Raw genomic sequence first — 23,493 nt, 5'->3', positions numbered from 1 at the left:
CCAGGGCAGCGCGCACTTTGCCAGTATCTTGTTCGTCTAACCGTGATTCAGATCAGCCAGAATCGAAAAAACCGCTGCGAACAGCGGTTTTCGAGTGAGTCAGCATTCTGTGTTGAACGCGTGCTGTAAGAGCGGTGCTGCAACGTACGCTCATCCATCCTCACGAGCATAGATCAGATCCCAGACCCCATGGCCAAGCTTTTCGCCACGGCTCTCGAACTTGGTCAACGGGCGGAATTCCGGTCGCGGCACATAGGGCGCGCTCTCGGCAGACGCCGTGTTGCGATAGCCCGGCGCCGCCTCCATGACCTCGACCATGTGCTCGGCGTAGGCTTCCCAATCGGTCGCCATGTGCAGATATCCGCCAGGCGCCAGACGCGTGCGTACCAGTTCGACGAAGGCCGGCTGCACGATGCGCCGCTTGTGATGCTTCTTCTTCGGCCAGGGGTCAGGGAAGAACAGTTGCAGCCCCGTCAGGCTCGACTCGGGTAGACACTTACCGAGCACTTCCAACGCGTCCTCGCGGTACACGCGCAGGTTGGTCAGGTCGCGCTTATCCGCTTCGTCGAGCAGCTTGCCAACACCCGGCGCATGCACCTCGATGCCGATGAAGTCGGTCTCGGGATGTGCGGCGGCTTGCTCGACCAGCGACTGACCCATGCCAAAGCCGATCTCCACGACACAAGGCGCCTGCCGGCCGAACAGCGTCTCCAGCGACTGGCGGCCATCGGCCACGCTTAGCCCCAGGCGTGGCCAGACCTCTTCGAGTCCCCGCGACTGGGCAACGGTCATGCGCCCGGCACGCAGTACGTAGCTCTTGATACCCCGCGGCGCCCGCGAGGATGACGCCGAGCCCGCCTCAGGGGCGTTCTCGGGAGAAGACGATGGTGAATCACTCATGGGCAAGTCTGCGTTGTCGATCAGGTAGCGAAGCAGGCCGTGCGGGCCGCGATAAGGTTCAAGCGTTGATGCGCCCGGCGAAGGGCGATGACGGGCTCGCCGATGCCCGGCGTGGCATGCGTTCGGCAAGATACGCCTCACGCCCTGCCTCCACCGCCAGTTTCATGGCATGCGCCATGCGCACCGGTTGTCGTGCGTTGGCGATGGCAGAATTGATCAGCACGCCGGCGCAGCCCATTTCCATGGCCAACGCAGCATCCGAGGGCGTGCCGATACCGGCATCGACGAGAATCGGTACCTCGGCATTGCCGAGGATGATCCCAAGCGTTGCCGGGTTGAGCAGGCCATGCCCCGAGCCGATCAATGAGCCCAGCGGCATCACCGCGCAACAGCCGATGCGCTCCAACTCCTTGGCGACGATGGGATCATCGCTGGTGTAGACCATGACATCGAAACCGTCGTTGACCAGCGTCTCCGCGGCCTTGAGAGTCTCGACCACATTGGGGTAAAGCGTGCCATCGTCGCCCAGCACCTCGAGCTTGACCAGGTTGTGGCCGTCGAGCAGCTCGCGTGCCAGCTTGCAGGTCCGCACCGCGTCCTTGGCGGTATAGCAACCCGCCGTGTTGGGCAGGATCGTGTAACGGCTCGTCGGCACAGCGTCGAGCAGGTTGGGCTCATCGGGATTCTGGCCCAAGTTGGTGCGGCGCACCGCGACGGTGACGAGCTCGGTGCCACTCGCCTCGACGGCGGCGGCGGTCTCGTCGAAATCCCGGTATTTGCCGGTACCCACCAGCAGGCGTGATGAGAAGACGCGACCGGCGACGGTCAATGGGATGTCCTGGCGCTGCTCAGCGGACATGACGAACCTCCTGGCGTAAAGGGAGCCGCCGACGCGGGTGGCCGCTTAGTGGCTCCGCGCGTCGGCGAGCGAGTAACATCAGCCGCCGCCGATGGCATGCACGATTTCCACACGGTCGCCCGGGGACAGGCGCGTCTCGGCATGCTGGCTGCGCGGCACGATTTCCTCGTTGACTTCGACGGCGATGCGGCGCCCGGTCAGTGCAAGCTGATCGATCAACTCACTGATCGTCAGCTGGGACGCGAGCTCGCGATGATCGCCGTTGAGCTGAATGTGCATGGCGGCCTCTCACGTTAGGTGGGGAGAGACCGCCATTATAACGCCAAATGCCGTGTTCAAGAATTCTTGGACGGCCATACGTCGTCATCTACCTGGTCGGGGCGCTTGAGGATCTTGGGGTCGAAGCGCGGCTCCTTGACGCCTTCGCGACGCTGGCGCTCGTAGTCCTTGAGCACACGCATGGCGATCGGCGCCAGGATCAGGATCGCGATCAGGTTGGTGGTCGCCATCAGCCCCATGGACAGATCGGCGAAGTCCCATACGAAGGTTAGTTGCGACACCGAGCCGATCATCACCATGGCCAGCACGGCCAGGCGCAACGCTTGTACCGCGCCCTTGGCATGGCGCTTGAACATGTACTCGATATTGACCGTGGCGAACGAGAAGTTGGCAATGATCGAGGTGAAGGCGAACAGCAAAATCGCCACGGCGATGAAGACCTCACCGAAGCCGCCGAAGTGATCCGCCATCGCATCCTGGGTGAGCTGGATGCCGACGATGTCCTGTCCCGGCGAATTGGCCATCAACTTCTCGTAGACGCCGGAAAGCAGGATCACCACCGCCGTGCAGCTGCAGATGACCAGGGTATCGACGAACACGCCGAACGACTGCACCAAGCCCTGCGCGGCAGGATGCTTGACGTTGGCCTGGGCCGCCGCATTAGGCGCCGAGCCCATGCCGGCCTCATTGGAAAACAGGCCACGCTTGATGCCGTTCTCCATCGCCGTCTTGATGGCATAGCCGGCCGCGCCACCCACTGCGGGCCCATAGCCGAAGGCACTCTTGACGATCAGCGCCAGCATATCCGGCACTGCGGTGATGTTGAGCGCCAGCACCACCAGCGCCACCAGCAAGTAGGCGATGGCCATGATCGGCACGATCTTCTCCGCCGTGCGCGCGATGGACTTGAGCCCGCCATAGATGACCACGGCCACGACACCGACCAAAATCAAACCGGTGACCCAATTGGGCATGCCGAAAGCCTGGTTCATGCCCTGGGCGATGGTGTTGGCCTGGGCGCCGTTAAACGCCAGACCATAGGCCACCAGCAGAAAGAAGGCGAACAGCAGACTCATCCAACGCCAGCCGAGCGTGCGCTCGATATAGTAGGCGGGACCGCCGCGGTACACACCGTCTTCGTGGCGCTTCTTGTAGACCTGCGCCAGGGTCGACTCGACGAACGAGGTGGCGAACCCGACCAACGCGGTGATCCACATCCAGAAGATCGCCCCCGGGCCGCCGATCCACAACGCGATGGCCACACCAGCCAAGTTCCCGGTGCCCACGCGCGCCGCCAGCGACGTGGCAAATGCCTGGAACCCGCTGACGCCCTCGCCCGCGCCACGGCTATTGAAAGTCACGCGCGCCATGTGACCGAACAGCCGAAACTGCATGCCACGCGTCAGCACGGTGAACAACACCCCCGCGCCTAACAAGAGATAAACGAGAATATACGACCAGATGAAATCGCTGACAGGGGTCATCACCGCGTAGATAGCATCGTGCAGCGGTGCGACGAGACTGGCGAGAGAGTCCATGGATTAATGCTCCATTATGATTCTTGAGATCGGCAAGGCCGCGACGATACGCCATCCCGAGAGGCTTGTCATGGCGTAAGCGACGCCATAGGGTAAGCGCCAGCGCGGCGATACCGGGCCCCGGGATGACATTCCGGCGCTCACTCACCGTTTCAGCGTAGTCAGTGATAAAGGATGAGACATGCACAACTGTCGTGGCTGGATACTCGTCGCCTTGAGCGGCTTCGTGGTCGTGGTGGCGGGCGCGTTCGGCGCCCACGCGCTGGGCGGCACGCTCTCGCCCACACGACTCGACGCCTTCGACACCGGCGTGCGTTACCAAGCCTGGCACACCCTGGCCGCCATGGCGGTACTCATCTGGCGGGTACAGCAACCGCTGAAAGGGCAGCGGGCAGCGCTCTGGCTATGGAGCATGGGGATGGCGGCGTTTTCCGGCTCGCTGTATCTACTGGCCCTGACCGGCGCCCATTGGCTGGGGCCCATCACGCCGCTCGGCGGACTGTTGCTGATGGCCGGCTGGCTGACGTTGGCGGTATGCGCCTGGCGTCAGCGCCTCGCTGATTGAGCCGACGTCAGTCGTCGTCATGCTCGGGTAGCGCATAGGTCGCGGTGACGGTTGCCACCGGTTCCTCGTCGCCAGCGGGGAACAAACGCACTTCGCCTACCGCCAGGCGCTCGCCCAGCTTGACGACGTGCGCATTGGCGATGAGATCGCGGTCGCCGCGCGCGCGGCGCAGGAAGTGGCAGTTGAAGTCCGTGGTCACCGCCATCGGCTCCGGGCCGATCTGGGCCAGAATCGCCACGTACAGGCAAACATCCGCCAGCCCCATCAGCGTGGGCCCCGAGACACAACCACCGGGGCGCAAATGTTCATCCTCGATGGCCAAGCTCATGGTCGCGCGCATTTCGCCCACGCCTTCGATGGTGCCTTGTCGCTGTGGAAAGACCTCGTCGAGGAACTCCTCTATGGCGGCGGCGGTCATCACGGTCATGGCAAATTCTCCCCTGGCAATGGTGCTCGAGACGGCAGCGCAGTGATCAAGGTAGCGCAACATCATCCGAACACACACTACCGTGCGCCCCTCACCGGCTCACCGTCCCCCCAAGACGTATTTGCGCCAAAGCTCATGCACTTCCAAAACACCATCTGACATTACCCTGAATCCGCCGGAGGGCTTATAAGATTAACCTGACGCCCGCAACTACGCCGGTATCTTCGGTCCTGTCCCCACCTGCACGGGAAAAATCCGCAGTATCGCCATACTCTTTTTCCCAGTAAGCGCCCACGTAAGGCGCGACGCGGCGGGTCACCTCATAACCCAAACGCATGCCGACACGCACGGAGTTTAGCCCTTCGCCAACGCCAAATTCTTTGACTTCATTGGCGGCCATGGCGATTTCCGTGCGTGGCTGTACATAGAGTCGCTGAGTAAGTCGAAAGTCATATTCTCCCTCGAAACTAGCAGATACATCTCCTTCGTCACTCACTTGCAAGGCTACATCGGTCTCAATTTCATATGGCATAACCCCTTGCAACCCAACGACACCGTAGGTTCGCTCTTCATGATCATCAGAGAACACACCCCCTTGGTAACCCACGCCACCCTGCAGCTCCCAAAAATCGGCAATCAACCGGCTATAGAGTAGCTCCAGGGACTCAAACTCGGCGTCTTCACCGTCTCCCTGAATATTTTCACCTTCCGATTTTACGTACATACGGTTAACGTCGCTGCCGTACCACCCCTGGAAGTCCCATACCATGGCATCCTTACCATTCTCCGGAATACTATATTCAAGCCGATCAAATTGTGCCGTGCCTTGATTATGCTCCACGATAGGGGATGGCCAGCCATCAGGAGCATCGTAACCATCATCAGCTTTAGCCAAGGAAGCAAAGATGAATGCCGCACTCACACCCACGAGGTAAAGTTTTATCTTCATACTGCCTCCTCAAGAAACCTGAACAACGCGGAACATGCCAGCTTCCATGTGGTAAAGAAGGTGACAGTGAAAAGCCCAGCTTCCTTCCGCATCTGCCGTGATAAGCGCGGAGACCCGCTCACCGGGCTTCACGTTCAGGGTATGCTTGCGTGGAATTAACTCACCCTGGCCGTTTTCCAGCTCCATCCACATACCGTGAAGATGAATGGGGTGCTCCATCATGGTGTCATTGATCAAGATCAGGCGCAGACGCTCATCCTTTTCAAAGTGGATAGGGCCTGAGACTTCGCTGAATTTCTTGCCATCGAACGACCACATGTAGCGTTCCATGTTGCCGGTCAAATGCAGCTCCAGCTCGCGGCCGGGGCCGCGCCGGTCAGGCCATGGGGTGAAGGCTTTCAGGTCGCGGTAGACCAGCATACGGCGCTCGTCGGGGTCGATGCCGATGCCTGCCTCGCCATAGCGTGAGCCCGGCTGGGCCTCACCGGCCACAAGCATGCCATTCTCGCGCGTCTTGGCTTTTTCTTTCGCCATGCCGTCGCCGCTGCCGTGGTCCATGCCCTCCATGTCTCCGCCGGACATATTGGAGTGGTCCATGCCCTCCATGTCATCTCTGGACATGCCGGAATGATCCATTCCTTTCATGCCCACCATTGCGCCAGCTGCCATCCCTTCCATCCCGCGGTCGGCAATTTGGCGGCGCTTGGGGATTTCAGCCTGCATGCCATCACGTGGGGCCAGGGTGGCACGGGCGTAGCCGCTGCGATCCATTGATTCAGCAAAGATCGTATAAGCTTGATCGTCTTCGGGGGAGACCAGCACGTCGTAGGTCTCGGCCACACCAATGCGGAATTCGTCCACAGGCACGGGTTGCACTGGCTGGCCATCGGCGGCTACCACGGTCATTTTCAGGCCGGGAATGCGCACATCGAAATACGACATCGCCGAACCGTTAATCACTCGAAGGCGCACGCGCTCACCCGCCTTGAACAACGCCGTCCAGTTCTCCTCGGGGGCGCGGCCATTTAGCAGGTAAGTGTAAGTGCTGCCAGTCACATCGGCGATATCCCGCGAACTCATGCGCATTTTTGACCACATTCGGCGCATTTCCACCGTGTCTGAAAAGCCTTCACGTCGAACATCGGCAAAGAAATCAGCCATCGTGCGCTCTTGGAAGTTGTAATAGCCTTCCATGGTTTTCAAATTACGAAATACCGACGCAGGATTTTCGAAAGTCCAGTCAGTCAAAAGCAGCACATGCTCGCGGTCATAGCGGAAGGGTTCACGCTCGGCGGCATCAACAATCAGCGGCCCCACATGCCCCACCTGTTCCTGAAGGCCCGAGTGGCTGTGATACCAATAGGTGCCGTTCTGGCGTACGGGAAAGCGGTAGGTAAAGGTCTCGCCTGGCTCAATACCGGCAAAACTGACGCCCGGCACGCCGTCCATGCCGGAAGGAAGAATCAAACCGTGCCAGTGGATTGAGGTGGGTTCGTCGAGCAGGTTGGTGACGCGTAATACGGCGTCCTGGCCTTCCTTAAGGCGGATCAGCGGGCCGGGGCTGCTGCCGTTAATACTAAAGGGGCGAGCCTCTTTGCCGTCAATCGGAATGGACTCACGGCGAATGGCTAATGCCACCTCTGGCCCTTCTTCAACGCCTTTGGAATAGACGTTTGTGCGCCCCCAGGGATTGGCCCAGGCAGGACTCATGCCCATAGCGGCTGCGGAGCCCAGCCCAAGCGCAGCCCCCCCTTTCAATATCTGGCGGCGCGAGAAGGGGCGCGATACAACAGGTGAGCGTGCCATGTACAACTCCCGTTAGGTTTTACATGGCCCTATCCTGCCAGAACAAGCTGAATCAAAACTGAACGAACTGTTACCTCGCCCCCTCTGCCAAGGTCAGCGTCACCTTAGCGCGCAACCCACCAAGTGAGCTATGGGAAAATTGTGCGTATCCAGCATAGCGCGCAGCTAGCTGAGTCAAGATGGACAACCCCAAGCCATACCCCGGATGGCGCTCGTCCAAACGCTTGCCCCGCTCGCCCAACCTAGGCAAATCGCTTTCCACCACACCAGGGCCATCATCATCGACGGTTATCACTAGCATTTCTGTTAATAACCTTATATCACAGCAAATATAGTATTTCGCCCATTTACCTCCATTATCTAATAATATACCGAGCATTTCCGAAAAGTCGTGGGGCTCTATGGGTATCTGATCCCGGTCAACATTAGAATACGTTATTTGGAACTCTTTTTCCGGGTAAAGACCACGAAACATATCTATAAGGCGAGGACTATCGTTCATTAAATGAGTCACCCTCCCCATATTGGGACCCGCGATTCGAGAGCGGCGCAGCTCAGCATCAAGCTGAGCATTAATACTTTCTATCCTTACGAGCAACTTGAGGCGTCGATCATCATCAATTGGCCGATTCCCACGAAGCACCTGTGTCACGGCAGCCAATGGCGTCTTCAACGCGTGAGAAAGATTCGCCGCCGACTCACGCGAGTGCTGTAAGCGTGAATCTATATCATCCATGAAACGGTTGAGCTGCTCGACGAGGACATTCAATTCGGAAGGTACCAATACTGAGAACCGCCGACGCTGCCCCGCTTGTAGTGCATCAAGTTGTTCGCGTAGTTCCCTCAATGGCTTCAAGCCACGATTGACTGCCAACATGTTAAGCACTATCAATACTATTAACAAGGCTCCTGCGACCGCCCCCACCCACCAATGCAAGGTTGCAAGCCCAGCCTCCACTTGTGAAAAGTCTTCCCCAATAAGCAAAACACCGTTACTATCTTCCCAGCTAAAATGGCGACGATAGACCAGTAAGTGGCGCCCCCCTTCTTCTACTTCTACCAAGGAATCACGGTCACTTGCGAGCAGTGGAGAAAGTCTTGTCTGCCACTTCGGATCCGAGGCACTAACACTATCGCCAATAGACAGCACATACAGGTGGTGAAAAACCTGATAACTTTTGCTCACAGACTGTAATGACTCAGGGACCAGGGAACGTTCTTCACCCAACTGAGAAACAGCATGATCGGCCTCTCTACGCAGGCGCTCACCAAGAAAGTCCTTGGCGATACTTTCCAAAAAAAAGCCGTGCATCAACCATGTCACGACCACGACTATAAGCGCCACGCTTCCTAGCCAAGCTAGCAGGCGAAACCGCAAGCTATGCCAATCAATGCGATACAAATAAGTACCCCTGGCCGCGGCGTGTTTGTATCAACGCCTTACCTAAATACCGGCGCAGCCGGGCAACATACACTTCCACCAGATTAGACTCAGCTGCATCTTGTTCAAGCGCATAAAGTTGATCGAGCAAATGATCTTTAGAATGCACACGATCGGGATGGTGCATTAGATAACGCAACAGTCGAAATTCAGTTGCCGTTAGCGAACGCCAAGGAAGACTTTCTGTACAAACCGACTGCCCAGCCTCATCTAAGGAAACCCCGTTAACTGTCAATATTTGAGATACACTACCAGAGCGACGCCTAAGCAATGCTTTAAGTCTCGCCAATAACTCGGCCTCATGAAACGGCTTTGTCAAATAATCATCTGCGCCAGTTTCTAATCCAGACACTTTATCTTCCCAAGTATCCCTTGCCGTAAGAACCAAAATAGGCATGTCACGATTTTGCTTATGCCAATGTGCAACCAATTCAAGCCCAGAACCATCAGGCAGCCCAATATCGACAACAGCCAGTTCATAACATTCGGTTGCCGCAAGCGACGTGGCCGCCTTTATAGAGTCGGCCACGTCAACGAGGTAACCGTTGTCCTTCAAGCTTTCCGCCAGGCTTTCGGAAAGCAGATCATCATCTTCGAGAAGCAACAGTCTCATATATTCACATCATTTTACTGTAACATTACCATACATGCCTGACTCATAATGACCTGGGATGTTGCAGGCATACTCTAAGCTTTTATCACTGTCAGGAGCTGTCCAAACCAGCTCTTTGGTCTCACCGGGTTCAATGGTCACCGAAGCCATGCCATCACCACCTTCCGACATATGGTGTCCCCCATCGCCTTCACTCATTTCTTGCATCATATCACGATGTTCCTCTTGAGCAGACTCGTCTCCGATTGTGAACTCGTGTTCTATACTACCTGTAGGGTCCCGGATGATCAGATGAGCTATAGAAGTTATCCTTTGCTGGCCGCCAAGGAGCTTCTTCACCAGTTCATCCGGGAGCAAGGATATGGACATCAAGCTACATAAACAGGCGACCACCACTCCGAAGATCCGGGCCGAGATCCAGGCAGCGCCTTCCAGCATCAGCGACAGCGAGCTAGCACGCCAGTACGGCGTCGCCGTCTCGACCATCCGGCGCTGGCGGTACCGTGACGATGTCCAGGACCGACCGCACACGCGTCACAACCTGCTGGCCACGCTCACTTCCGAACAGGAAGAGGTGCTGATCGCGGCGCGCGAATTCCTGCGCCTCGGCCTGGATGATCTGCTCGTCGTGGCGCGTGAGTTCCTCAATCCTGGCTTGTCGCGTTCTGGTCTGCATCGCATGCTCAAGCGGCGCGAGGTGCCGACACTGGCAGAGCTGTCTAGACGGGACGCGGGCGACGATGAGAAACCCCGGCACAAGCCCTTCAAAGATTATGAGCCGGGCTACGTGCACATCGACATCAAGCACCTGCCCCGGATGCCCGATGAGGAGCAAAAACGCTACCTGTACGTCGCCATCGATCGCGCCACGCGCTGGGTCCATCTGGAGGTGAGACGCAGCCAGTCCGCGAAGGATGCGCGGGCGTTCATGAAGCGGGTGGAGGAGAAGGCTCCCTTCCAGGTCCAGACGGTACTGACCGACAACGGCAAGTCATTCACCGATCGCTTCACGCGGGCGGGGGAGCGCAAGCCCAGCGGGAATCACCCGTTTGACCAAGAGTGCCAGGCCCTTGGTATCGAGCACCGTCTGATCAAGCCGGGAAGACCGCAGACAAACGGCATGGTGGAGCGCTTCAACGGCCGTATCAGCGATGTGCTGGCGACTCGGCGCTATACCTCAGGCGAGGACCTGGAGCAGACGCTCAAACGCTACACCTGGCTGTACAATCACCACATCCCGCAGAAGGCGCTGCACCATCAATCACCGATTGCGATGATGAAGGAATGGCAGACCAAGCGTCCTGAGTTATTTACCAAGCGGGTAGTCAATCACACGGGACCCGACAACTACCCGTGTTAGTGATCTCGAATTTAATGGTTTCCCCGGTAGAGGCCTCAATGTCCTCAGGATCAAACCACATGTCTCCCGCTTCCACCGTGATGGTGCGATCAACGTCAGCGTCACTCACCTTTTCGCTATTTCCATGCCCGGCCGAGGCCCAGGAAGCCGCCGCCAGCGTACTCAACGAGATTGCCAAAAGGCTTGATACCAGATGCTTCTTATACATCAGTGTTCTCCTACAAAAGTGGATGTCTACCCTTTATAGAGGCACAACCTGAAATGATCCTGAATACATCTACTTAGTTTGCTAACAAACAAGCCATGATCATTTCTACAGCTTGACCTTTGGGCTACACAAAGGCTGTACTCTTTACCTTAGGATAGCACTGCCAAGAGGATTTTCATGATGAATTCAGAATGTTTCGCTTTAATGGGCTCAATGGGATGGATAGGGTGGCTTATGCCACTAACATTACTTTTGCTTATTGGATTAAGCATTGCTTCTCTTATTAAGTACCTCCTGAATCCGTGAGACCAGCCCCCAGAAATGCTTCTAACCTACTGAACTGCATGGCAATATAGCGAATATCGCCATTCACCCAGACAGTGCCATGCCCAACGTCAAGTTCCGCGCCAGTCGCCGCACCCTCACCAGCCACGCCGGGCTGTCCATCATCGGGCAATGCTTCGAGATCGCTGGCGTCGACAGCATCGACAGCCGCTTCCCCACCACGCTGGGCATGCGCACCAGTGACGTGATCAAGAGCTACCTGGGCCTGCTGTGTCTGGGCATGAGCGACTATGACGCTGTCGAGAACTTCCGCCGCGACAAGCCCTTCCAACAACTGCTGACCCTGCAGAAGGTGCCGAGCGCGGCGACGCTGCGACAGCGGCTGGAGAAACTTGCCGCCAACGACCTGCAGGCGCGCACCGCCACCTGGTCCACGACCCTGCTGTCACTGATCGAAGCACCGATCACCGCCGAGACGACGCACGTCTGCCTGGACATCGACACCTTCGTCATGGACAACAGCAACTCGAAGAAGGAAGGCGTCTCGCGGACCTACCAGAAGGTCGATGGCTACACCCCGATCGCCGCCTATCTGGGCAACGAAGGGTGGTGCCTGGGTCTGGAACTGCGGCCTGGCAAGCAGCACACCATGAAGGAGAGCAACGCCTTTCTGGAGCGGGTACTGCCTCGCGCCCAAGGCCTGACCAAGCAACCGATCCTGTTACGCGAGGACAGCGGCTTCGACAGCCAGGCGCACCTGGCGCTTCTCGAACAGCAGCGCCAGGTCTTTGCCGACGAGGGGCGCCGGCTCGACTATGTCGTCAAATGGAACCCGCGCGGCTCGGCCACGGCGGATCAGGATACCTGGTTGGCTGTGGCGGCGGACTACTGGGAAGAGCTGCGTCCTGGCAAGCGCCAGGCGCTGTGGACGCAGACCGTCTCGATCCACGACGACAACAAGACCGAATACGTCGTCCAACGCGTGATGCGCCTGGTAGAGCGCACCGCCGATCGCGATGGCCAGTTGCTGCTCGAACCGGACTATGAGTTGGAAGGCTGGTGGACCAGCCTGGACGAGGCGCCGGAGGCGGTGATCAAACGCTACCAGGCGCATGCCACCCACGAGCAATTCCACAGTGAGATCAAGACCGATCTCGACCTGGAGCGGCTGCCGTCGGGCAAGTTCGCCACCAACGATCTGATCCTGCACCTCGCCCAGCTGGCCTACAACATCCTGCGGCTGATGGGGCAGCTGGGCATGACCGGCGAGCTGAGCCCGGTGCGCCATCCCGCCAAGCGGCGCCGGATCCGCACCGTGCTACAAGAGCTGGTGCATCGTGCGGCGCTCGTGATTCACAAGGCGCGGCAGATCATCCTCGACTTCGGGCAGGACATCGGACGCATGACGGTGTTGAACACCTTGCGAAGCCGCCTGCGCTATCCCCGAGGCACGCCATGCTGATCGTCTGTCGGACAAAGGCACCACGCAGAGAGCTGACGGTCATCGGCAGCCAGTATCAGCGTGCCCGGCGGGTAGAAATGCCTGTCAAAATGGGCTGCTCTCGTCGGTCAGCGTCGCCATGGTTGGTCCTCCCCGGTATGCGTTCAGCGGTTGAGACGGAATCGGCGGTCAGAAAATGCTCGCTGGCGGTGATAGGGGAAGTGTCGGCGCTGGCTTCACGGAATCAGGTTGATTATATATCGCATCAAACTCAACGACGCGGCCACTCTCATCAGATTTTCTCCCGAAGGGCATTAGCACAAAGCAATAAGGTATCATCATTTATCCCTTTAGCGTGTTGCTAGATCCTGAAGTTTTGCCTCCCTCCAGCTGTATAGCTGAATATTGTTCTCTTCGAGAACTTTCGGCTTGGCACCGTTGGTATCTTTTAAGCGAATTGCATAGACAGGTTTTTTGTTGTCTAGAGTCATCTCTACTTCTTCACGAACCCACCGACTCTGGTGCGTTTTTTCGCCAACAAAAACTATTGTGCGAGATGTTCCGTTCATTGCTGTTGATATGGCTTGACGGATCCTGGCAACGTCTTCCGTTTTCCACCGCTTTAAAAGATCTTTTACTCGGAAGTTGAGGTTCTTGTAGTCGGGGTTTACGGCTCGACCTTTAATAGTCAACACAACGTCGCGGTCAGCCTCAGTAAAACTAAAGAAACATACATTTGGCATTTGATTCTCCTTGCTTAGTCTGTTGTCTTCAAACGTCTAATCTGCTCAACCGGTATTAGCTAGCGCGCTCGTTTTGCCACTTGAACACGCCCGCGCGTTCAATAAATCTTATCTAGCCCACCTTTTCTCACCTAAGCCATTGATTTTAAATAAAGAACAACTCGGCGACCTATGTAGACTCCGCGCGCTTTAGCGGGGGCCAGCGTATGGAGGGAAAAAAGCAACAGGTCACGGGGTCTGGGCACGCTACCGCCCCTACCCTGCAAGTCGTGATGCGCCCTTGCCATCCCATGCGGTAGTCCCAGCGTTATGTCGTTGTCGTTCTTTTATATGGCCGTCTAAGTGGCCTTAGTGAAGCAGAGTATTCAAGAGTGGTGATAGATGCAAAACGGCGGTTGGTCGTAGAGGTGGGGGCTGGTATTAACGCATGAAGGGGAAAATGCCCTCTCCGCCGGGGCGCGCCGTGAGTGGCGGTGACGGAGAGGGTGGGGAGGTGCGGTTTACGAGGTGGCGATGCCGGCCCCGGCGGCGCGCGCGGCGTGCAGTTTCCGGTAGCTTTCGATCAGGCGCTGGTGGCGGTCGATGCCTTCCAGCCCCATGCTGGTGGGCGTCAGCCCGGGGAAGCGTACCTCATCGTTCACCGCGCCGATCACCTGGCACATGGTCTCTTCGCCGAACATCCGCGTGAGGTTGCGGTGGTAGTCGTTGAAGTCGAGGTCGTCGTCCAGGGCGATCTCCAGCACCGCTTGCATGGCTTGATGGAACAAGCCGCGCTGCACGGTGTTGTCGTTGAATTGCAGGAACATCTGGACGTGCTCCAGCGCTGCTTCGTACTCGCCCAGAGCGATCTCAATCAGCAGCTTGAGCTCGAGGATGGTGAGCTCGCTCCACACGGTGTTGTCGTCGAACTCGATGCCGATCAGCGTGCCGACCTTGATGTGATCGTCGAGCTGGCTTTCTTCCAGGCGCTCGAGCAGGTCGGCGAGGCGCTCATCCTCGAGTGTGTGCAGATGGAGAATGTCCGCCCGGAAGTCCAGCGCCATGTTGGTGTTGTCCCACACCAGATCCTCGACCGGGTACACCTCGGAATACCCCGGCACCAGGATGCGGCACACCGGCGCGCCCAGGTCCTCGTGTTCCATCACGTAGGCTTCCAGGCCCTGGTCGGCGAGCAGTCCGTAGAGGCGCTCGGCTTCTTCCGCAGTGGTGCCGGCGAAGTCCCATTCGTGGAAGTCGAGATCCGTGCGGTCGCTGAAGAAGCGCCAGGAGATCACCCCGGAGGAGTCGATGAAGTGCTCGACGAAGTTGTTGGGCTCGGAGACCGCCAGCGAGCTGAAGGTCGGCTGCGGCAGGTCGTTCAGGCCCTCGAAGCTGCGCCCCTGGAGCAGCTCGGTGAGACTGCGTTCCAGCGCGACCTGGAAGCTCGGGTGCGCGCCGAAGGAGGCGAACACACCGCCGGTGCGCGGGTTCATCAGAGTCACGCACATCACCGGGTAGCGGCCGCCGAGCGAGGCGTCCTTGACCAGCACCGGGAAGCCCTGGGCCTCCAGCGCGGCGATGCCTTCCTGAATGCCGGGATACTTGGCCAGCACCTCCTCCGGCACGTCCGGCAGGACGATCTCTTGCTCGATGATTTCCTTCTTCACCGCGCGCTCGAAGATTTCGGAAAGGCACTGCACCTCGGCCTCGGCGAGCGTGTTGCCGGCGCTCATGCCGTTGCTGAGGTAGAGGTTCTCGATCAGGTTGGAGGGGAAGTACACCGTCTCGCCATCGGAGCGGCGCTTGAACGGCAGCGCGACGATGCCGCGATCCTTTCGCCCGGAGTTGGTGTCGATCAGGTGCGAGCCGCGCAGCTCGCCGTCCGGATCGAAGATCGCCCGACAATGTGCGTCGAGTAGCCCGGCAGGCAGCGCGTCGTCGTCTTCCAGCGGGAACCAGCGCTCGCTGGGATAGTGAACGAAGGCACTATCGGCGATCTCCTCGCCGAAGAACTGGTCGTTGTAGAAAAAGTTGCAGGAGAGGCGCTCGATGAACTCGCCCAGCGCCGAGCACAGCGCCGCTTCCTTGGTCGCGCCCTTGCCGTTGGTGAAACACATCGGCGAGGCCGCGTCGCGCAGATGCAGCGACCAGACGTTGGGCACGATATTGCGCCACGAGGCGATCTCGATCTTCATGCCCAGATCCTCGAGGATCCGGGTCATGTTGGCGATGGTGCGCTCCAGCGGCAGGTCCTTGCCCTCGATCCAGGTTTCGCCGCCTGCGTCGCCGTCCTTGGCGTTCGTGCCCATCAGCAGCGCCTGGGCGTCCTCGTCGATGTTCTCGACCGTCTCGATCTGGAACTCGGGCGCGTTCTGGATCACGCGCTTGACGCTGCAGCGCTCCGCCGCGCGCAGGATACCGGTGCGGTCCTTTTCGGAAAGGTCCTCCGGCAGCTCCACCTGGATCTTGAAGATCTGGTTGTAGCGATTCTCGGGGTCGACGATGTTGTTCTGCGACAGCCGGATGTTCTCGGTAGGGATGTCCCGCGCGTTGCAGTACAAGCGCACGAAATAAGCCGCACACAACGCCGAGGAGGCCAGGAAGTAGTCGAACGGACTCGGCGCCGAGCCGTCGCCCTTGTAGCGAATGGGCTGGTCGGTCTCGACGGTGAAGTCGTCGAACTTGGCCGCCAGCCGCAGGTTTTCGAGAAAGTTGACCTTGATTTCCATGTACACGAACCGGGTTGGTGTCGGGTGCGCCCAGGGGGCGAATTGCCCGCCATTATCCGGGTTTCAAGCGGGTGTGTCTTGGGTGGGACAGCGATGATCGGTGCAACGCAGAGGGAGAAGTGGGGCCTCGATGCCAGACGACCGCCGGCGGCGGCCGTCTGTTATGCCATTCGCGGCGAACGGCCATTGAGGTATTCAGCCGGGGGTCAGAACGCCTCCCACTCTTCTTCCTTGGTGGTCTGCCGTGCAGTGTGGCGTGTGTTCGGCAGACGCGGCGCGGATGTCGACGCCTGCTGCTGTGCGCCGCCGGTGGCGGCCCGGAGCCGCTCCGCCGCATGCCGTGCGTTCTGTGAAGAGGCCGCGCCGAGCTCGAAAGCCGACATCAGCTCCATCAGCTTGTGCGCACGCGCCTTGAGATTGTTGGAGGCGCTGGCGCTTTGCTCGACCAGGGTCGCGTTCTGCTGAGTGACCTGATCCATCTGGGTGACGGCTTCGCCGGCCTGCTGCACTCCATCACGCTGTTCGGCGGTCGCGTTGCTGATTTCTTCCATCAGCTCGGTCACGCGCTTGACGGACGTCACCACGTCTTCGGTGGTCTTGCCGGCTTGAGTGGCCAGTTCCGTCCCCTGCTCAACACGCTTGCGATTGGCGGTGATCAAGGCATGGATTGCCTTGGCCGATGACGCAGAGCGACTGGCAAGCTCGCGCACTTCCTGGGCGACTACGGCAAAGCCACGGCCATGCTCACCGGCACGTGCCGCCTCGACGGAGGCATTGAGCGCCAGGATGTTGGTCTGGAAGGCGATACCATCGATCATCGAAATGATATCGGCCACTTCATTGGAGCTGGCATCGATGTCGTGCATGGTCTGCACCACCTGCGTGACGACCTCACCACCCTCCTCGGCGATTTGCGAGGCGTTGGCGGCCTGCTTGCGTGCTTCCACGGCGTTGTCGGCGTTTTGCTGAACGGTGCTTCCCAGTTCTTCCATGGCGGAGGCGGTCTCGGCCAGAGAGCTCGCTTGCTGCTCAGTGCGGGAAGCCAACTCGTTGTTACCCTCGGCGATCTGTTCGCTATTGGTGGCCACCGATTCGGCCGAACCGCGCACTTCCAACACTGTTGTTTTCAGCTTTTCCGCCATCGATACCTGAGCAGCCATGATGCTGTTGCGATACTGCCGTTTCAGCGACACCTGACGGGTCAGATCGCCATTGCCCACCGCCTCGGCGAAGGCCTTGACCTCGTAGGGCTCCGCGCCGAACTCGCGCAACAGCAGCCTGGTCAACAACGTAGCCACCAGCCCCCCGATTACCAGGGCCCCCAGGCACAGCAACACCATGGTGATCTGGAAATTCTCGGCGATATTGCGCGCAAAACCGGTTTCGGCGGCGTTGAGCTCTTCTTGCAAAGTGATGAAGGCATTGATGTCATTCAGCCAGGTTCTGAAGGCCGGCGCCGCTTCGTCGAGCAGCAGCTGCTTGGCGCCCGCGATATCGCCAGCCTGACGCCGCTCGAGCACTTCTTCGATCAGCGGCATGGTGGTGGCCTGAATCTCCTGGATAGCGGCCAGGGCATTGCGCTCTTCGGCAGTGACATTGCCCTCCGAGAAGACTTCTCGCATGCCGGCGGCGGCATCGCGGTAGTTGCCTTCGAGGCGCTTAATATCCGCCATGATCGGCGTCAGATCGGCCTCGTCGTCGACCAGTACCGCATCGCGCACGGCGATGGCGCGGTCGTGTACGCTCCCTCGGAAATCGACCGCATGCTGCTGTTTGACACTGTTGACGTCGTTGATGACTTTCATGCTGTGGTCGATCAGGTTGACCTCGCGCACCCCTTCGGCGGTCAGAATGACCATCAGCAACAGAACACTGGCAAAGCCGGCCGTCATCCGGGCCCGAATCGTCGTTCCCCGTAGCCATGAGAAAAGAGTTTTCAAAATATTATTCCTTTCTTGCGATTCCAAGGAGGCATATGCACCGAGAACGCCTAGCGCCCGGCAGCTCTTGCCTTATACAAACATTGTACATAATGTAAATTATGTATAGAAAAACACCACCGATTCCTGGGGAAGCGGCAGCTACCAAAGACGAATTGCCCGCCATGACCCAGGTTCAAGCGGGTGTGTCTTGGGGTGGTCGGAGAGAGAAAGGCAGGGGCACCGAAAGCGGGACCGTCCGGCGCCCGAAAATGGCAGGGTCTCAATTAATGGTTCTTTTCAATCGAGCAAGCGCTCGAGGATCTCTTCATGGACTCGGGCGTCCGCCTCCTGGAACAACACGAAGCGGATATGCTTGACCGAGGATAACTGGGGCAGCATCTCAAGCACCGTCTTGAACGCTACCTGCGTCGCTGCTTCCAGCGGATACCCGAAGGCACCGGTGGAGATCGCCGGGAAGGCGATGGAGCTGAGCTCGTTTTGCTCGGCCAGTTCTAGCGCATTGCGGTAACAGGCCGCCAGCAGTGGCTCGGCGGGCGCGTCCACTCCGTACACCGGGCCCAGGCAATGCACCACCGAGCGATTGGGTAAGTTATGAGCGCCGGTGATCACCGCTTGCCCCGGCTGAATAGGCGCCAGCGGCTGGCATTCCCGCTCCAGTTCCGGCCCGGCGCCCCGATGAATCGCACCCGCCACGCCGCCGCCAATCCGCAACTCCGCATTGGCCGCGTTCACGATGGCGTCCATATCCGGCTGGCGCGCAATATCCCCCTGCACGCACTCGAGTGTGACGCCCTGAAGATTTCGTTTCGTCATGAACTCACCTCCATGGGTATCTGATCCGTTGTCTAAGTGGGGGGCTCGCTATCCTCTTCCAACCCCAACCGTTGGTGCCATTCGGCAAGGCTTTCTTGCGGATACACGGCAAAGCATTGGTCGTTTTCCCGGGCGTCGACCTCCACCCAGTTAGCTTTGCTATCGAGCATCAAGTGGACGCGCTCGGGCGGAATGGGCAGGGGCGTGTCGATGGCAGAGGCAAACGGATGCACCAGACTCGGCCATTGAGGATCGAAGACCCACAGCGCGCTGGCGCAGTGTCGGCAGAAGCGGCGTTCGCCGGTGCTGGTTTCACCATCGATGACAGCGCGGTAGACGTTGATGTGCTCACGCCCCTGCACGTCGAGCGTCTCGGCGCGACCACTCAAGTTGATAGCGTAGCCACCACCGCCAGCGGTCTTGCGGCAGATGGAGCAGTAACAGCGCTGATAGGGATAGGGGTGCGGGGAATCGACACTGAAACGCACTGCGCCGCAATGGCAGGAACCGTCGAGTCGCATGCAGAGAACTCCCAAAGCGAATGTCACATATCAGTCTAGAAGCACAAAGCCTGGGTGCACATGGCGGATCGGCCCGGTAGGACCGATCAGATCGTGCCTAGCGGCACACGGCGGGCAGCTCGCCGCGTTCGCCGGCAGCTTGGCGAATCATGATGCGCTTGAGGGGCATGAGCTTGTCTGTACTGGAGAGCCCGACGTTACGTATCAATCGTAATGCGGGGTGTTGGGTGCCGAACAGCAGGCGGAAGCCGTCCATTAGCGCCAACATGGCGGTGTTGTCGCCACGCCGACGACGGGCGTAACGCGCCAGGGTGCGGGCGTCGCCGAGCGCTACGCCGCGTTGGCGTGCGTGAATGAGTTCTTCCGCCAGTACCGCCGCGTCCAGGAAGCCCAGATTGACGCCCTGGCCGGCCAGCGGGTGAATGCTGTGTGCGGCGTCGCCGATCAGGGCCAGGCCCGGTGCGCTATATTCGCGAGCGTGACGCTGAGTCAGCGGGAAGTGGTGTACCTCGTCGAGCACATCGATCTTACCTAGCCGGCCTTCCATGGCGGCGTTCAGGGCCTCGGCGAATGCCGCGGGGTCCAGCGCCAGCAGCCGCTCGGCGTGCTCAGGGCGTGTCGACCAGACGATCGAGCAATGGTGGTCGTCTGCGTCGACCCGCAGGGGCAGAAAAGCCAACGGCCCGTCTGGCAGGAAGACCTGACGCGCCACGCCGCCATGGCCATGCTCGCAGCGCAGCGTGGTGACCAGCGCCACATGGCCGGTGTCGTGCTCGCGTACCTCGATGCCCGCCAGGCGTCGAAGCGGGGAGCGTGCGCCATCGGCGGCAACCACCAGCGGCGCCGTCCAGCGGCTGCCATCGTCGAGGATCAAGGTTTGCGCTTCGCCTTCGCGCTCGATCCCCGACACTCGCGCGCCGAAACGCTGGGTCACGCTCGGCAGGGCGGCAAGGCGTGCTTCGAGCCCCGCCAGGACGACGTCGTTCTCGACGATATGGCCCAGCTCGCGCAGCCCGATATCCGCCGCCTCGAAGGCGATTTCGCCGTTGCCTTCGCCGTCCCAGACGCGCATGCCCTGATAGGGCGAGACGCGCCGCTCGACCATCCACGGCCAGGCACCGAGATGCGTCAACAAACGTTGCGATACCGGCGTCAAGGCGCTGACCCGGGGGGCGGGCAGGCCGCAACCGACATCGTCGCTAGCCAGCGGCGCCGGACGGGCGTCGAGTACCGTCACCGAGAGGCCGGCCTCGCCGAGCAGCGCCGCCAGCGCGGCACCGACCATGCCGCCGCCGACGACGATCACCTCGTCGTGTGTCGTCTCTTTCATGTTCGTTTCCTCGTCGGCCGTCATCGCTCCAACCCCATGGCGCGGCGCGCCAGGGTGCGTCGCAACGGGCTCACGATATTGAGCCCCACCAGGCCCGCGGCGCGTAGGTGGGAAAACGCGGCATGCTCGATGCCGAACAGGCGAATCAAGCCATCGCTGAAGCGGATGACGTTACGCCGGTCGGCGGCGCGGCGGGCCTCGAAGTCGCCCAGCAGGCTCGCGCCACCGATAGCCTGGCCACGCGCCAGACCGGCTTCCAGCGACGTGACCAAATCCATGACGCCGCGCAAGGCAAGATTGAAGCCTTGCCCGGCGACCGGATGCAACGAGTGGGCCGCGTTGCCCATGATCGCCAGATGCGGGCGCACCGGTTCGTTGGCGGTGATCAGCGACAACGGATAGGCGTCACGATGCCCGATGCGCCGAAAGCGTCCCAGGCGGTCGCCGAAGGCGTTTTGCAAACGTCTCAGGCATTCGGCGTCGCTCCAGCCTAGGGTTTCCTCGCGTGGCGCCTTGGCGTGGGTCCAAACCAGCGCCATGCGGCGTCCGGCCAAAGGCAGCAGTGCCATCGGGCCCTGGCTCGAGAAACGCTCATAGGCCACGCCAGCGTGGTCACGTCCGATTTCGACATTAGCGATCAAGGCATGCTGTTCATAGGACTGCGCTTGACTATCAATGCCCAGACGCTCCTTGAGTCCCGAGCGGCCGCCATCGGCAAGTACCGTCAAGCCGGCCTCAAGACAGGCGCCGTCGCTGAGCGTCAGCCGGTGGCCGTCGGCGATGGGCGCGATGTCGTCGACGCGCGCCGGGCAGTGCCAGGTCAACGGTAACGATTCCAGGCCCGCATGCAGAACACGCCCCATCCAGGCGTTGGGGATCACGTAGCCCAGGGCGTCGAGGTGGAACTCGTCCGCTGTCAGCCGCGTCGCCCCGAAACGCCCGCGTTCGCTGACGTGGATCTGGCGAATCGGCGTGGCGCGCTCGGCCATTGACGCCCATACCCCGAGCCGCTCGAAATGCCGGCGCGAGCCTTGCGCGATGGCGCTGGCGCGGGCATCGAAGCTGGGCTGATACGTCGTAGGCTGCGTCGCGTTCAGCGGCGCTGCCTCGATCACCGCCACGCGCAGCCCGTGACGCTCGATCAGCGGCGCCAAGGCACATGCCAGGCTGGCGCCGACCAAGCCACCTCCCACGATGGCGATATCGACCCGGTTAGACGGCATCGAAAACTCTCCCTGTCGGCTTCGAAGGTCTTGCCATAAGCGATGGCGAGACACGCTGTTTTGTACCACGTTAAGTGCATGGACGGCAGTCGTGCGGGAGCTTACCCATAGGGGCTTTCCTACCACGGCAAGCCGACTTTACGTATTCATAACGTAATTACGTAAACAAATCCCATGCGCTCAAAAAGTGATCACCGATCATGCATGAGTGCCTCAATTTCCGCCACTTCCTTGGGCACGTCTGCCGTTAACACCTCGTGCCCTGTGGCGGTCACCGCGACATCGTCTTCGATACGAATGCCGATGCCGCGATACGCCTCGGGAATGTCCTCGGCGTTGGGGATATAGAGCCCCGGTTCGACGGTCAGCACCATGCCCGGCGTCAGCACACGCGGCTCGCCGTCCAGCCGATAGGTGCCGACGTCGTGCACGTCGAGCCCCAGCCAGTGCGACGTCGCGTGCAGGAAGAAACGCCGGTATCCGTGATCATCGATACGTGCCTCAAGCGGGCCTTCGAGCAGCCCCAGGCGAATGAGGCCAGCGGTCAGGTCGCGCACTACGCCATCGTGAATCGCGCTCAAGGTCGTACCCGGTGCGACGGCAGCCACCGCGCGGCATTGCGCCTTGAGGACGACCTCGTAGAGCTCACGCTGCGCTGGCGTGTAACGGCCGTTGACCGGGAAGGTGCGCGTAATGTCGCCGGCATAAAGTTCGAACTCGCCACCGGCGTCGATCAACACCAGGTCGCCGTCGCGAAGCGCAGCACTGTTCTCGATATAGTGCAGCACACAAGCGTTTTCGCCGCCCCCGACAATCGTGGCATAAGCCGGTTCGCGAGCGCCGTGCCAGACGAACTCGTGCTCGAGCTCTGCTTGTAGCTGGTACTCAAAAAGCCCCGGACACACGTTTTGCATGGCCCGGCGGTGCGCCTGCGCCGAGATACGTGCGGCGTGGCGCATCAGGCCAAGTTCCGCCTCGCTCTTGATCAGGCGTTGTGCGTGGATCAGCGGCACAATATCGGCGAAGGCACGCGGTGTACGTTCGCCGCGCCGGGCCTGGGGCGCCAGTTCGGAACGCAGTGACTCGACCAGGGCCAGCATCTCGCCATTATCGAGGGGCAGGTACAGTGTTTCACGGCCCTCGAGTAGCTCGGGCAGCAGGGCATCTCGGGTGTCGTTCTCGTAGGCTTCATCGACGCCGTAATCCGTTACGGCGGCCTCGGCGCCAATGCGCATCCCGGTCCAGACTTCCTGGGAAGGATCCTTCTCTTGGCAGAACAGTACGGCTTCGCCGGCATCGCGACCGGGCAACAGCACCAGCAGAGCATCCGGCTCGGGAAAACCGCTCAGGTAGTGGAAGTCGCTGTCCTGGCGAAAGGCGTATTCGCTGTCGCGGTTGCGCGTCACTAGCGAGGCCGCCGAGATCAATACGGCACTATGCGCGGGCAAGGCCGCCATCAACACCTGGCGGCGGGCACGGTATTCATCAGAAGAAATCGCCGCCGGACGCGGCAGGGCAGTGCGAGGCATGGGCGCTCCTCG

22 protein-coding genes are annotated in these 23,493 nt (G+C 60.0%); 3 read left to right on the top strand and 19 right to left on the bottom strand.

The annotated features are described in order from the left end of the window. Positions 1–150 precede the first annotated feature (150 nt). The 4 genes from trmB to SR908_RS08715 form a co-directional block, all read right to left on the bottom strand. The gene (trmB, locus tag SR908_RS08730) at positions 151–900 is read right to left on the bottom strand and encodes a tRNA (guanosine(46)-N7)-methyltransferase TrmB (RefSeq protein WP_097021398.1); all 750 of its coding nucleotides are present in this window, start codon (positions 898–900) and stop codon (positions 151–153) included. A 58-nt stretch (positions 901–958) separates the two neighbouring features. Continuing rightward, positions 959–1,759 carry a thiazole synthase gene (locus tag SR908_RS08725; RefSeq protein WP_097021399.1) on the bottom strand — a complete coding sequence of 267 codons (801 nt, stop codon included), beginning with the start codon at positions 1,757–1,759 and terminating at the stop codon, positions 959–961. Between the two features lie 78 nt (positions 1,760–1,837). Further along, the gene (gene thiS, locus SR908_RS08720; RefSeq protein WP_040240072.1) at positions 1,838–2,038 is read right to left on the bottom strand and encodes a sulfur carrier protein ThiS; all 201 of its coding nucleotides are present in this window, start codon (positions 2,036–2,038) and stop codon (positions 1,838–1,840) included. Positions 2,039–2,094: 56 nt separating this feature from the next. Continuing rightward, positions 2,095–3,576 carry an alanine/glycine:cation symporter family protein gene (locus SR908_RS08715; protein ID WP_097021400.1) on the bottom strand — a complete coding sequence of 494 codons (1,482 nt, stop codon included), beginning with the start codon at positions 3,574–3,576 and terminating at the stop codon, positions 2,095–2,097. A 181-nt stretch (positions 3,577–3,757) separates the two neighbouring features. Here SR908_RS08715 and SR908_RS08710 point away from each other — a divergent pair, with 181 nt between their 5' ends. Then, positions 3,758–4,141 carry a DUF423 domain-containing protein gene (locus SR908_RS08710; protein WP_097021401.1) on the top strand — a complete coding sequence of 128 codons (384 nt, stop codon included), beginning with the start codon at positions 3,758–3,760 and terminating at the stop codon, positions 4,139–4,141. A gap of 7 nt (positions 4,142–4,148) precedes the next feature. Here SR908_RS08710 and SR908_RS08705 read toward each other — a convergent pair whose 3' ends face one another. The 6 genes from SR908_RS08705 to SR908_RS08680 all read right to left on the bottom strand — a co-directional run bounded on the left by SR908_RS08705 (position 4,149) and on the right by SR908_RS08680 (position 9,746). Next, entirely contained in the window at positions 4,149–4,568 is a 420-nt protein-coding gene (locus tag SR908_RS08705) for a PaaI family thioesterase (RefSeq protein ID WP_097021402.1), read from the bottom strand. A gap of 184 nt (positions 4,569–4,752) precedes the next feature. Beyond that, the gene (locus tag SR908_RS08700) at positions 4,753–5,517 is read right to left on the bottom strand and encodes a copper resistance protein B (protein ID WP_097021403.1); all 765 of its coding nucleotides are present in this window, start codon (positions 5,515–5,517) and stop codon (positions 4,753–4,755) included. Between the two features lie 9 nt (positions 5,518–5,526). Next, a complete protein-coding gene (locus tag SR908_RS08695) occupies positions 5,527–7,323 on the bottom strand; it encodes a copper resistance system multicopper oxidase (protein WP_097021404.1) in 1,797 nt (598 codons plus the stop codon). Positions 7,324–7,393: 70 nt separating this feature from the next. Continuing rightward, positions 7,394–8,725 (bottom strand): ATP-binding protein, encoded by a 1,332-nt coding sequence (locus SR908_RS08690; protein ID WP_245846281.1) that lies wholly within the window; start codon positions 8,723–8,725, stop codon positions 7,394–7,396. Continuing rightward, complete coding sequence (locus SR908_RS08685; protein ID WP_097021405.1) at positions 8,712–9,377, bottom strand: response regulator transcription factor; 666 nt, start codon at positions 9,375–9,377, stop codon at positions 8,712–8,714. Before SR908_RS08685 ends, SR908_RS08690 begins: the two co-directional genes overlap by 14 nt. A gap of 9 nt (positions 9,378–9,386) precedes the next feature. After that, on the bottom strand, positions 9,387–9,746 hold the full coding sequence (locus SR908_RS08680) for a cupredoxin domain-containing protein (protein WP_322527341.1): 360 nt from the start codon (positions 9,744–9,746) through the stop codon (positions 9,387–9,389). On the opposite strand from SR908_RS08680, the gene SR908_RS08675 reads away from it, so the two are divergent. After that, on the top strand, positions 9,739–10,737 hold the full coding sequence (locus tag SR908_RS08675) for an IS481 family transposase (protein ID WP_322527340.1): 999 nt from the start codon (positions 9,739–9,741) through the stop codon (positions 10,735–10,737). The two genes, SR908_RS08680 and SR908_RS08675, sit on opposite strands and share 8 nt — an antisense overlap. On the opposite strand, the gene SR908_RS08670 is transcribed toward SR908_RS08675, so the two are convergent. Further along, entirely contained in the window at positions 10,703–10,945 is a 243-nt protein-coding gene (locus SR908_RS08670; RefSeq protein WP_322527339.1) for a hypothetical protein, read from the bottom strand. The genes SR908_RS08675 and SR908_RS08670 overlap by 35 nt on opposite strands. 385 nt (positions 10,946–11,330) lie before the next feature. On the opposite strand from SR908_RS08670, the gene SR908_RS08665 reads away from it, so the two are divergent. Continuing rightward, positions 11,331–12,692: an IS1380 family transposase gene (locus SR908_RS08665; RefSeq protein WP_040244555.1), complete on the top strand. Its 1,362-nt coding sequence runs from the start codon at positions 11,331–11,333 to the stop codon at positions 12,690–12,692. A 329-nt stretch (positions 12,693–13,021) separates the two neighbouring features. Here SR908_RS08665 and SR908_RS08660 read toward each other — a convergent pair whose 3' ends face one another. The 8 genes from SR908_RS08660 to pepP form a co-directional block, all read right to left on the bottom strand. Beyond that, positions 13,022–13,414: a TIR domain-containing protein gene (locus SR908_RS08660; RefSeq protein WP_246923158.1), complete on the bottom strand. Its 393-nt coding sequence runs from the start codon at positions 13,412–13,414 to the stop codon at positions 13,022–13,024. Positions 13,415–13,914: 500 nt separating this feature from the next. Continuing rightward, the gene (locus tag SR908_RS08655; RefSeq protein WP_246923160.1) at positions 13,915–16,122 is read right to left on the bottom strand and encodes an OsmC domain/YcaO domain-containing protein; all 2,208 of its coding nucleotides are present in this window, start codon (positions 16,120–16,122) and stop codon (positions 13,915–13,917) included. A gap of 206 nt (positions 16,123–16,328) precedes the next feature. Then, positions 16,329–18,014 carry a methyl-accepting chemotaxis protein gene (locus SR908_RS08650; RefSeq protein WP_246923162.1) on the bottom strand — a complete coding sequence of 562 codons (1,686 nt, stop codon included), beginning with the start codon at positions 18,012–18,014 and terminating at the stop codon, positions 16,329–16,331. A gap of 327 nt (positions 18,015–18,341) precedes the next feature. Beyond that, the gene (locus SR908_RS08645) at positions 18,342–18,878 is read right to left on the bottom strand and encodes a macro domain-containing protein (RefSeq protein WP_246923164.1); all 537 of its coding nucleotides are present in this window, start codon (positions 18,876–18,878) and stop codon (positions 18,342–18,344) included. Between the two features lie 32 nt (positions 18,879–18,910). Continuing rightward, the gene (locus SR908_RS08640) at positions 18,911–19,399 is read right to left on the bottom strand and encodes a GFA family protein (RefSeq protein ID WP_246923167.1); all 489 of its coding nucleotides are present in this window, start codon (positions 19,397–19,399) and stop codon (positions 18,911–18,913) included. A gap of 97 nt (positions 19,400–19,496) precedes the next feature. Further along, the gene (locus SR908_RS08635) at positions 19,497–20,753 is read right to left on the bottom strand and encodes a UbiH/UbiF/VisC/COQ6 family ubiquinone biosynthesis hydroxylase (protein WP_378075985.1); all 1,257 of its coding nucleotides are present in this window, start codon (positions 20,751–20,753) and stop codon (positions 19,497–19,499) included. Continuing rightward, on the bottom strand, positions 20,750–21,952 hold the full coding sequence (gene ubiH / locus SR908_RS08630) for a 2-octaprenyl-6-methoxyphenyl hydroxylase (RefSeq protein WP_246923172.1): 1,203 nt from the start codon (positions 21,950–21,952) through the stop codon (positions 20,750–20,752). The genes SR908_RS08635 and ubiH overlap by 4 nt, the downstream gene beginning before the upstream one ends. A gap of 191 nt (positions 21,953–22,143) precedes the next feature. Further along, positions 22,144–23,481, bottom strand: a complete 1,338-nt coding sequence (pepP, locus tag SR908_RS08625) for a Xaa-Pro aminopeptidase (RefSeq protein WP_246923175.1) — start codon at positions 23,479–23,481, stop codon at positions 22,144–22,146. Positions 23,482–23,493: the final 12 nt, after the last annotated feature.

The organism is Chromohalobacter canadensis, from assembly GCF_034479555.1.
Classification (GTDB): domain Bacteria; phylum Pseudomonadota; class Gammaproteobacteria; order Pseudomonadales; family Halomonadaceae; genus Chromohalobacter; species Chromohalobacter canadensis.
The sequence above is the reverse complement of the archived record's forward strand: the minus strand, read 5'-3'. Positions and strand labels throughout refer to the sequence as shown.

Excerpts from the sequence above, each read along its gene's own strand:
- SR908_RS08670 (WP_322527339.1), bottom strand. The coding sequence starts at position 10,945 with ATGTATAAGAAGCATCTGGTATCAAGCCTTTTGGCAATCTCGTTGAGT.
- SR908_RS08725 (WP_097021399.1), bottom strand. The coding sequence starts at position 1,759 with ATGTCCGCTGAGCAGCGCCAGGACATCCCATTGACCGTCGCCGGTCGC.
- trmB (WP_097021398.1), bottom strand. The coding sequence starts at position 900 with ATGAGTGATTCACCATCGTCTTCTCCCGAGAACGCCCCTGAGGCGGGC.
- SR908_RS08685 (WP_097021405.1), bottom strand. The coding sequence starts at position 9,377 with ATGAGACTGTTGCTTCTCGAAGATGATGATCTGCTTTCCGAAAGCCTG.
- SR908_RS08715 (WP_097021400.1), bottom strand. The coding sequence starts at position 3,576 with ATGGACTCTCTCGCCAGTCTCGTCGCACCGCTGCACGATGCTATCTAC.
- SR908_RS08665 (WP_040244555.1), top strand. The coding sequence starts at position 11,331 with ATGCCCAACGTCAAGTTCCGCGCCAGTCGCCGCACCCTCACCAGCCAC.
- SR908_RS08640 (WP_246923167.1), bottom strand. The coding sequence starts at position 19,399 with ATGCGACTCGACGGTTCCTGCCATTGCGGCGCAGTGCGTTTCAGTGTC.
- SR908_RS08710 (WP_097021401.1), top strand. The coding sequence starts at position 3,758 with ATGCACAACTGTCGTGGCTGGATACTCGTCGCCTTGAGCGGCTTCGTG.
- SR908_RS08645 (WP_246923164.1), bottom strand. The coding sequence starts at position 18,878 with ATGACGAAACGAAATCTTCAGGGCGTCACACTCGAGTGCGTGCAGGGG.
- SR908_RS08650 (WP_246923162.1), bottom strand. The coding sequence starts at position 18,014 with ATGACGGCCGGCTTTGCCAGTGTTCTGTTGCTGATGGTCATTCTGACC.
- ubiH (WP_246923172.1), bottom strand. The coding sequence starts at position 21,952 with ATGCCGTCTAACCGGGTCGATATCGCCATCGTGGGAGGTGGCTTGGTC.
- SR908_RS08675 (WP_322527340.1), top strand. The coding sequence starts at position 9,739 with ATGGACATCAAGCTACATAAACAGGCGACCACCACTCCGAAGATCCGG.
- SR908_RS08700 (WP_097021403.1), bottom strand. The coding sequence starts at position 5,517 with ATGAAGATAAAACTTTACCTCGTGGGTGTGAGTGCGGCATTCATCTTT.
- SR908_RS08655 (WP_246923160.1), bottom strand. The coding sequence starts at position 16,122 with ATGGAAATCAAGGTCAACTTTCTCGAAAACCTGCGGCTGGCGGCCAAG.
- SR908_RS08695 (WP_097021404.1), bottom strand. The coding sequence starts at position 7,323 with ATGGCACGCTCACCTGTTGTATCGCGCCCCTTCTCGCGCCGCCAGATA.
- pepP (WP_246923175.1), bottom strand. The coding sequence starts at position 23,481 with ATGCCTCGCACTGCCCTGCCGCGTCCGGCGGCGATTTCTTCTGATGAA.
- SR908_RS08680 (WP_322527341.1), bottom strand. The coding sequence starts at position 9,746 with ATGTCCATATCCTTGCTCCCGGATGAACTGGTGAAGAAGCTCCTTGGC.
- thiS (WP_040240072.1), bottom strand. The coding sequence starts at position 2,038 with ATGCACATTCAGCTCAACGGCGATCATCGCGAGCTCGCGTCCCAGCTG.
- SR908_RS08660 (WP_246923158.1), bottom strand. The coding sequence starts at position 13,414 with ATGCCAAATGTATGTTTCTTTAGTTTTACTGAGGCTGACCGCGACGTT.
- SR908_RS08705 (WP_097021402.1), bottom strand. The coding sequence starts at position 4,568 with ATGACCGTGATGACCGCCGCCGCCATAGAGGAGTTCCTCGACGAGGTC.
- SR908_RS08635 (WP_378075985.1), bottom strand. The coding sequence starts at position 20,753 with ATGACGGCCGACGAGGAAACGAACATGAAAGAGACGACACACGACGAG.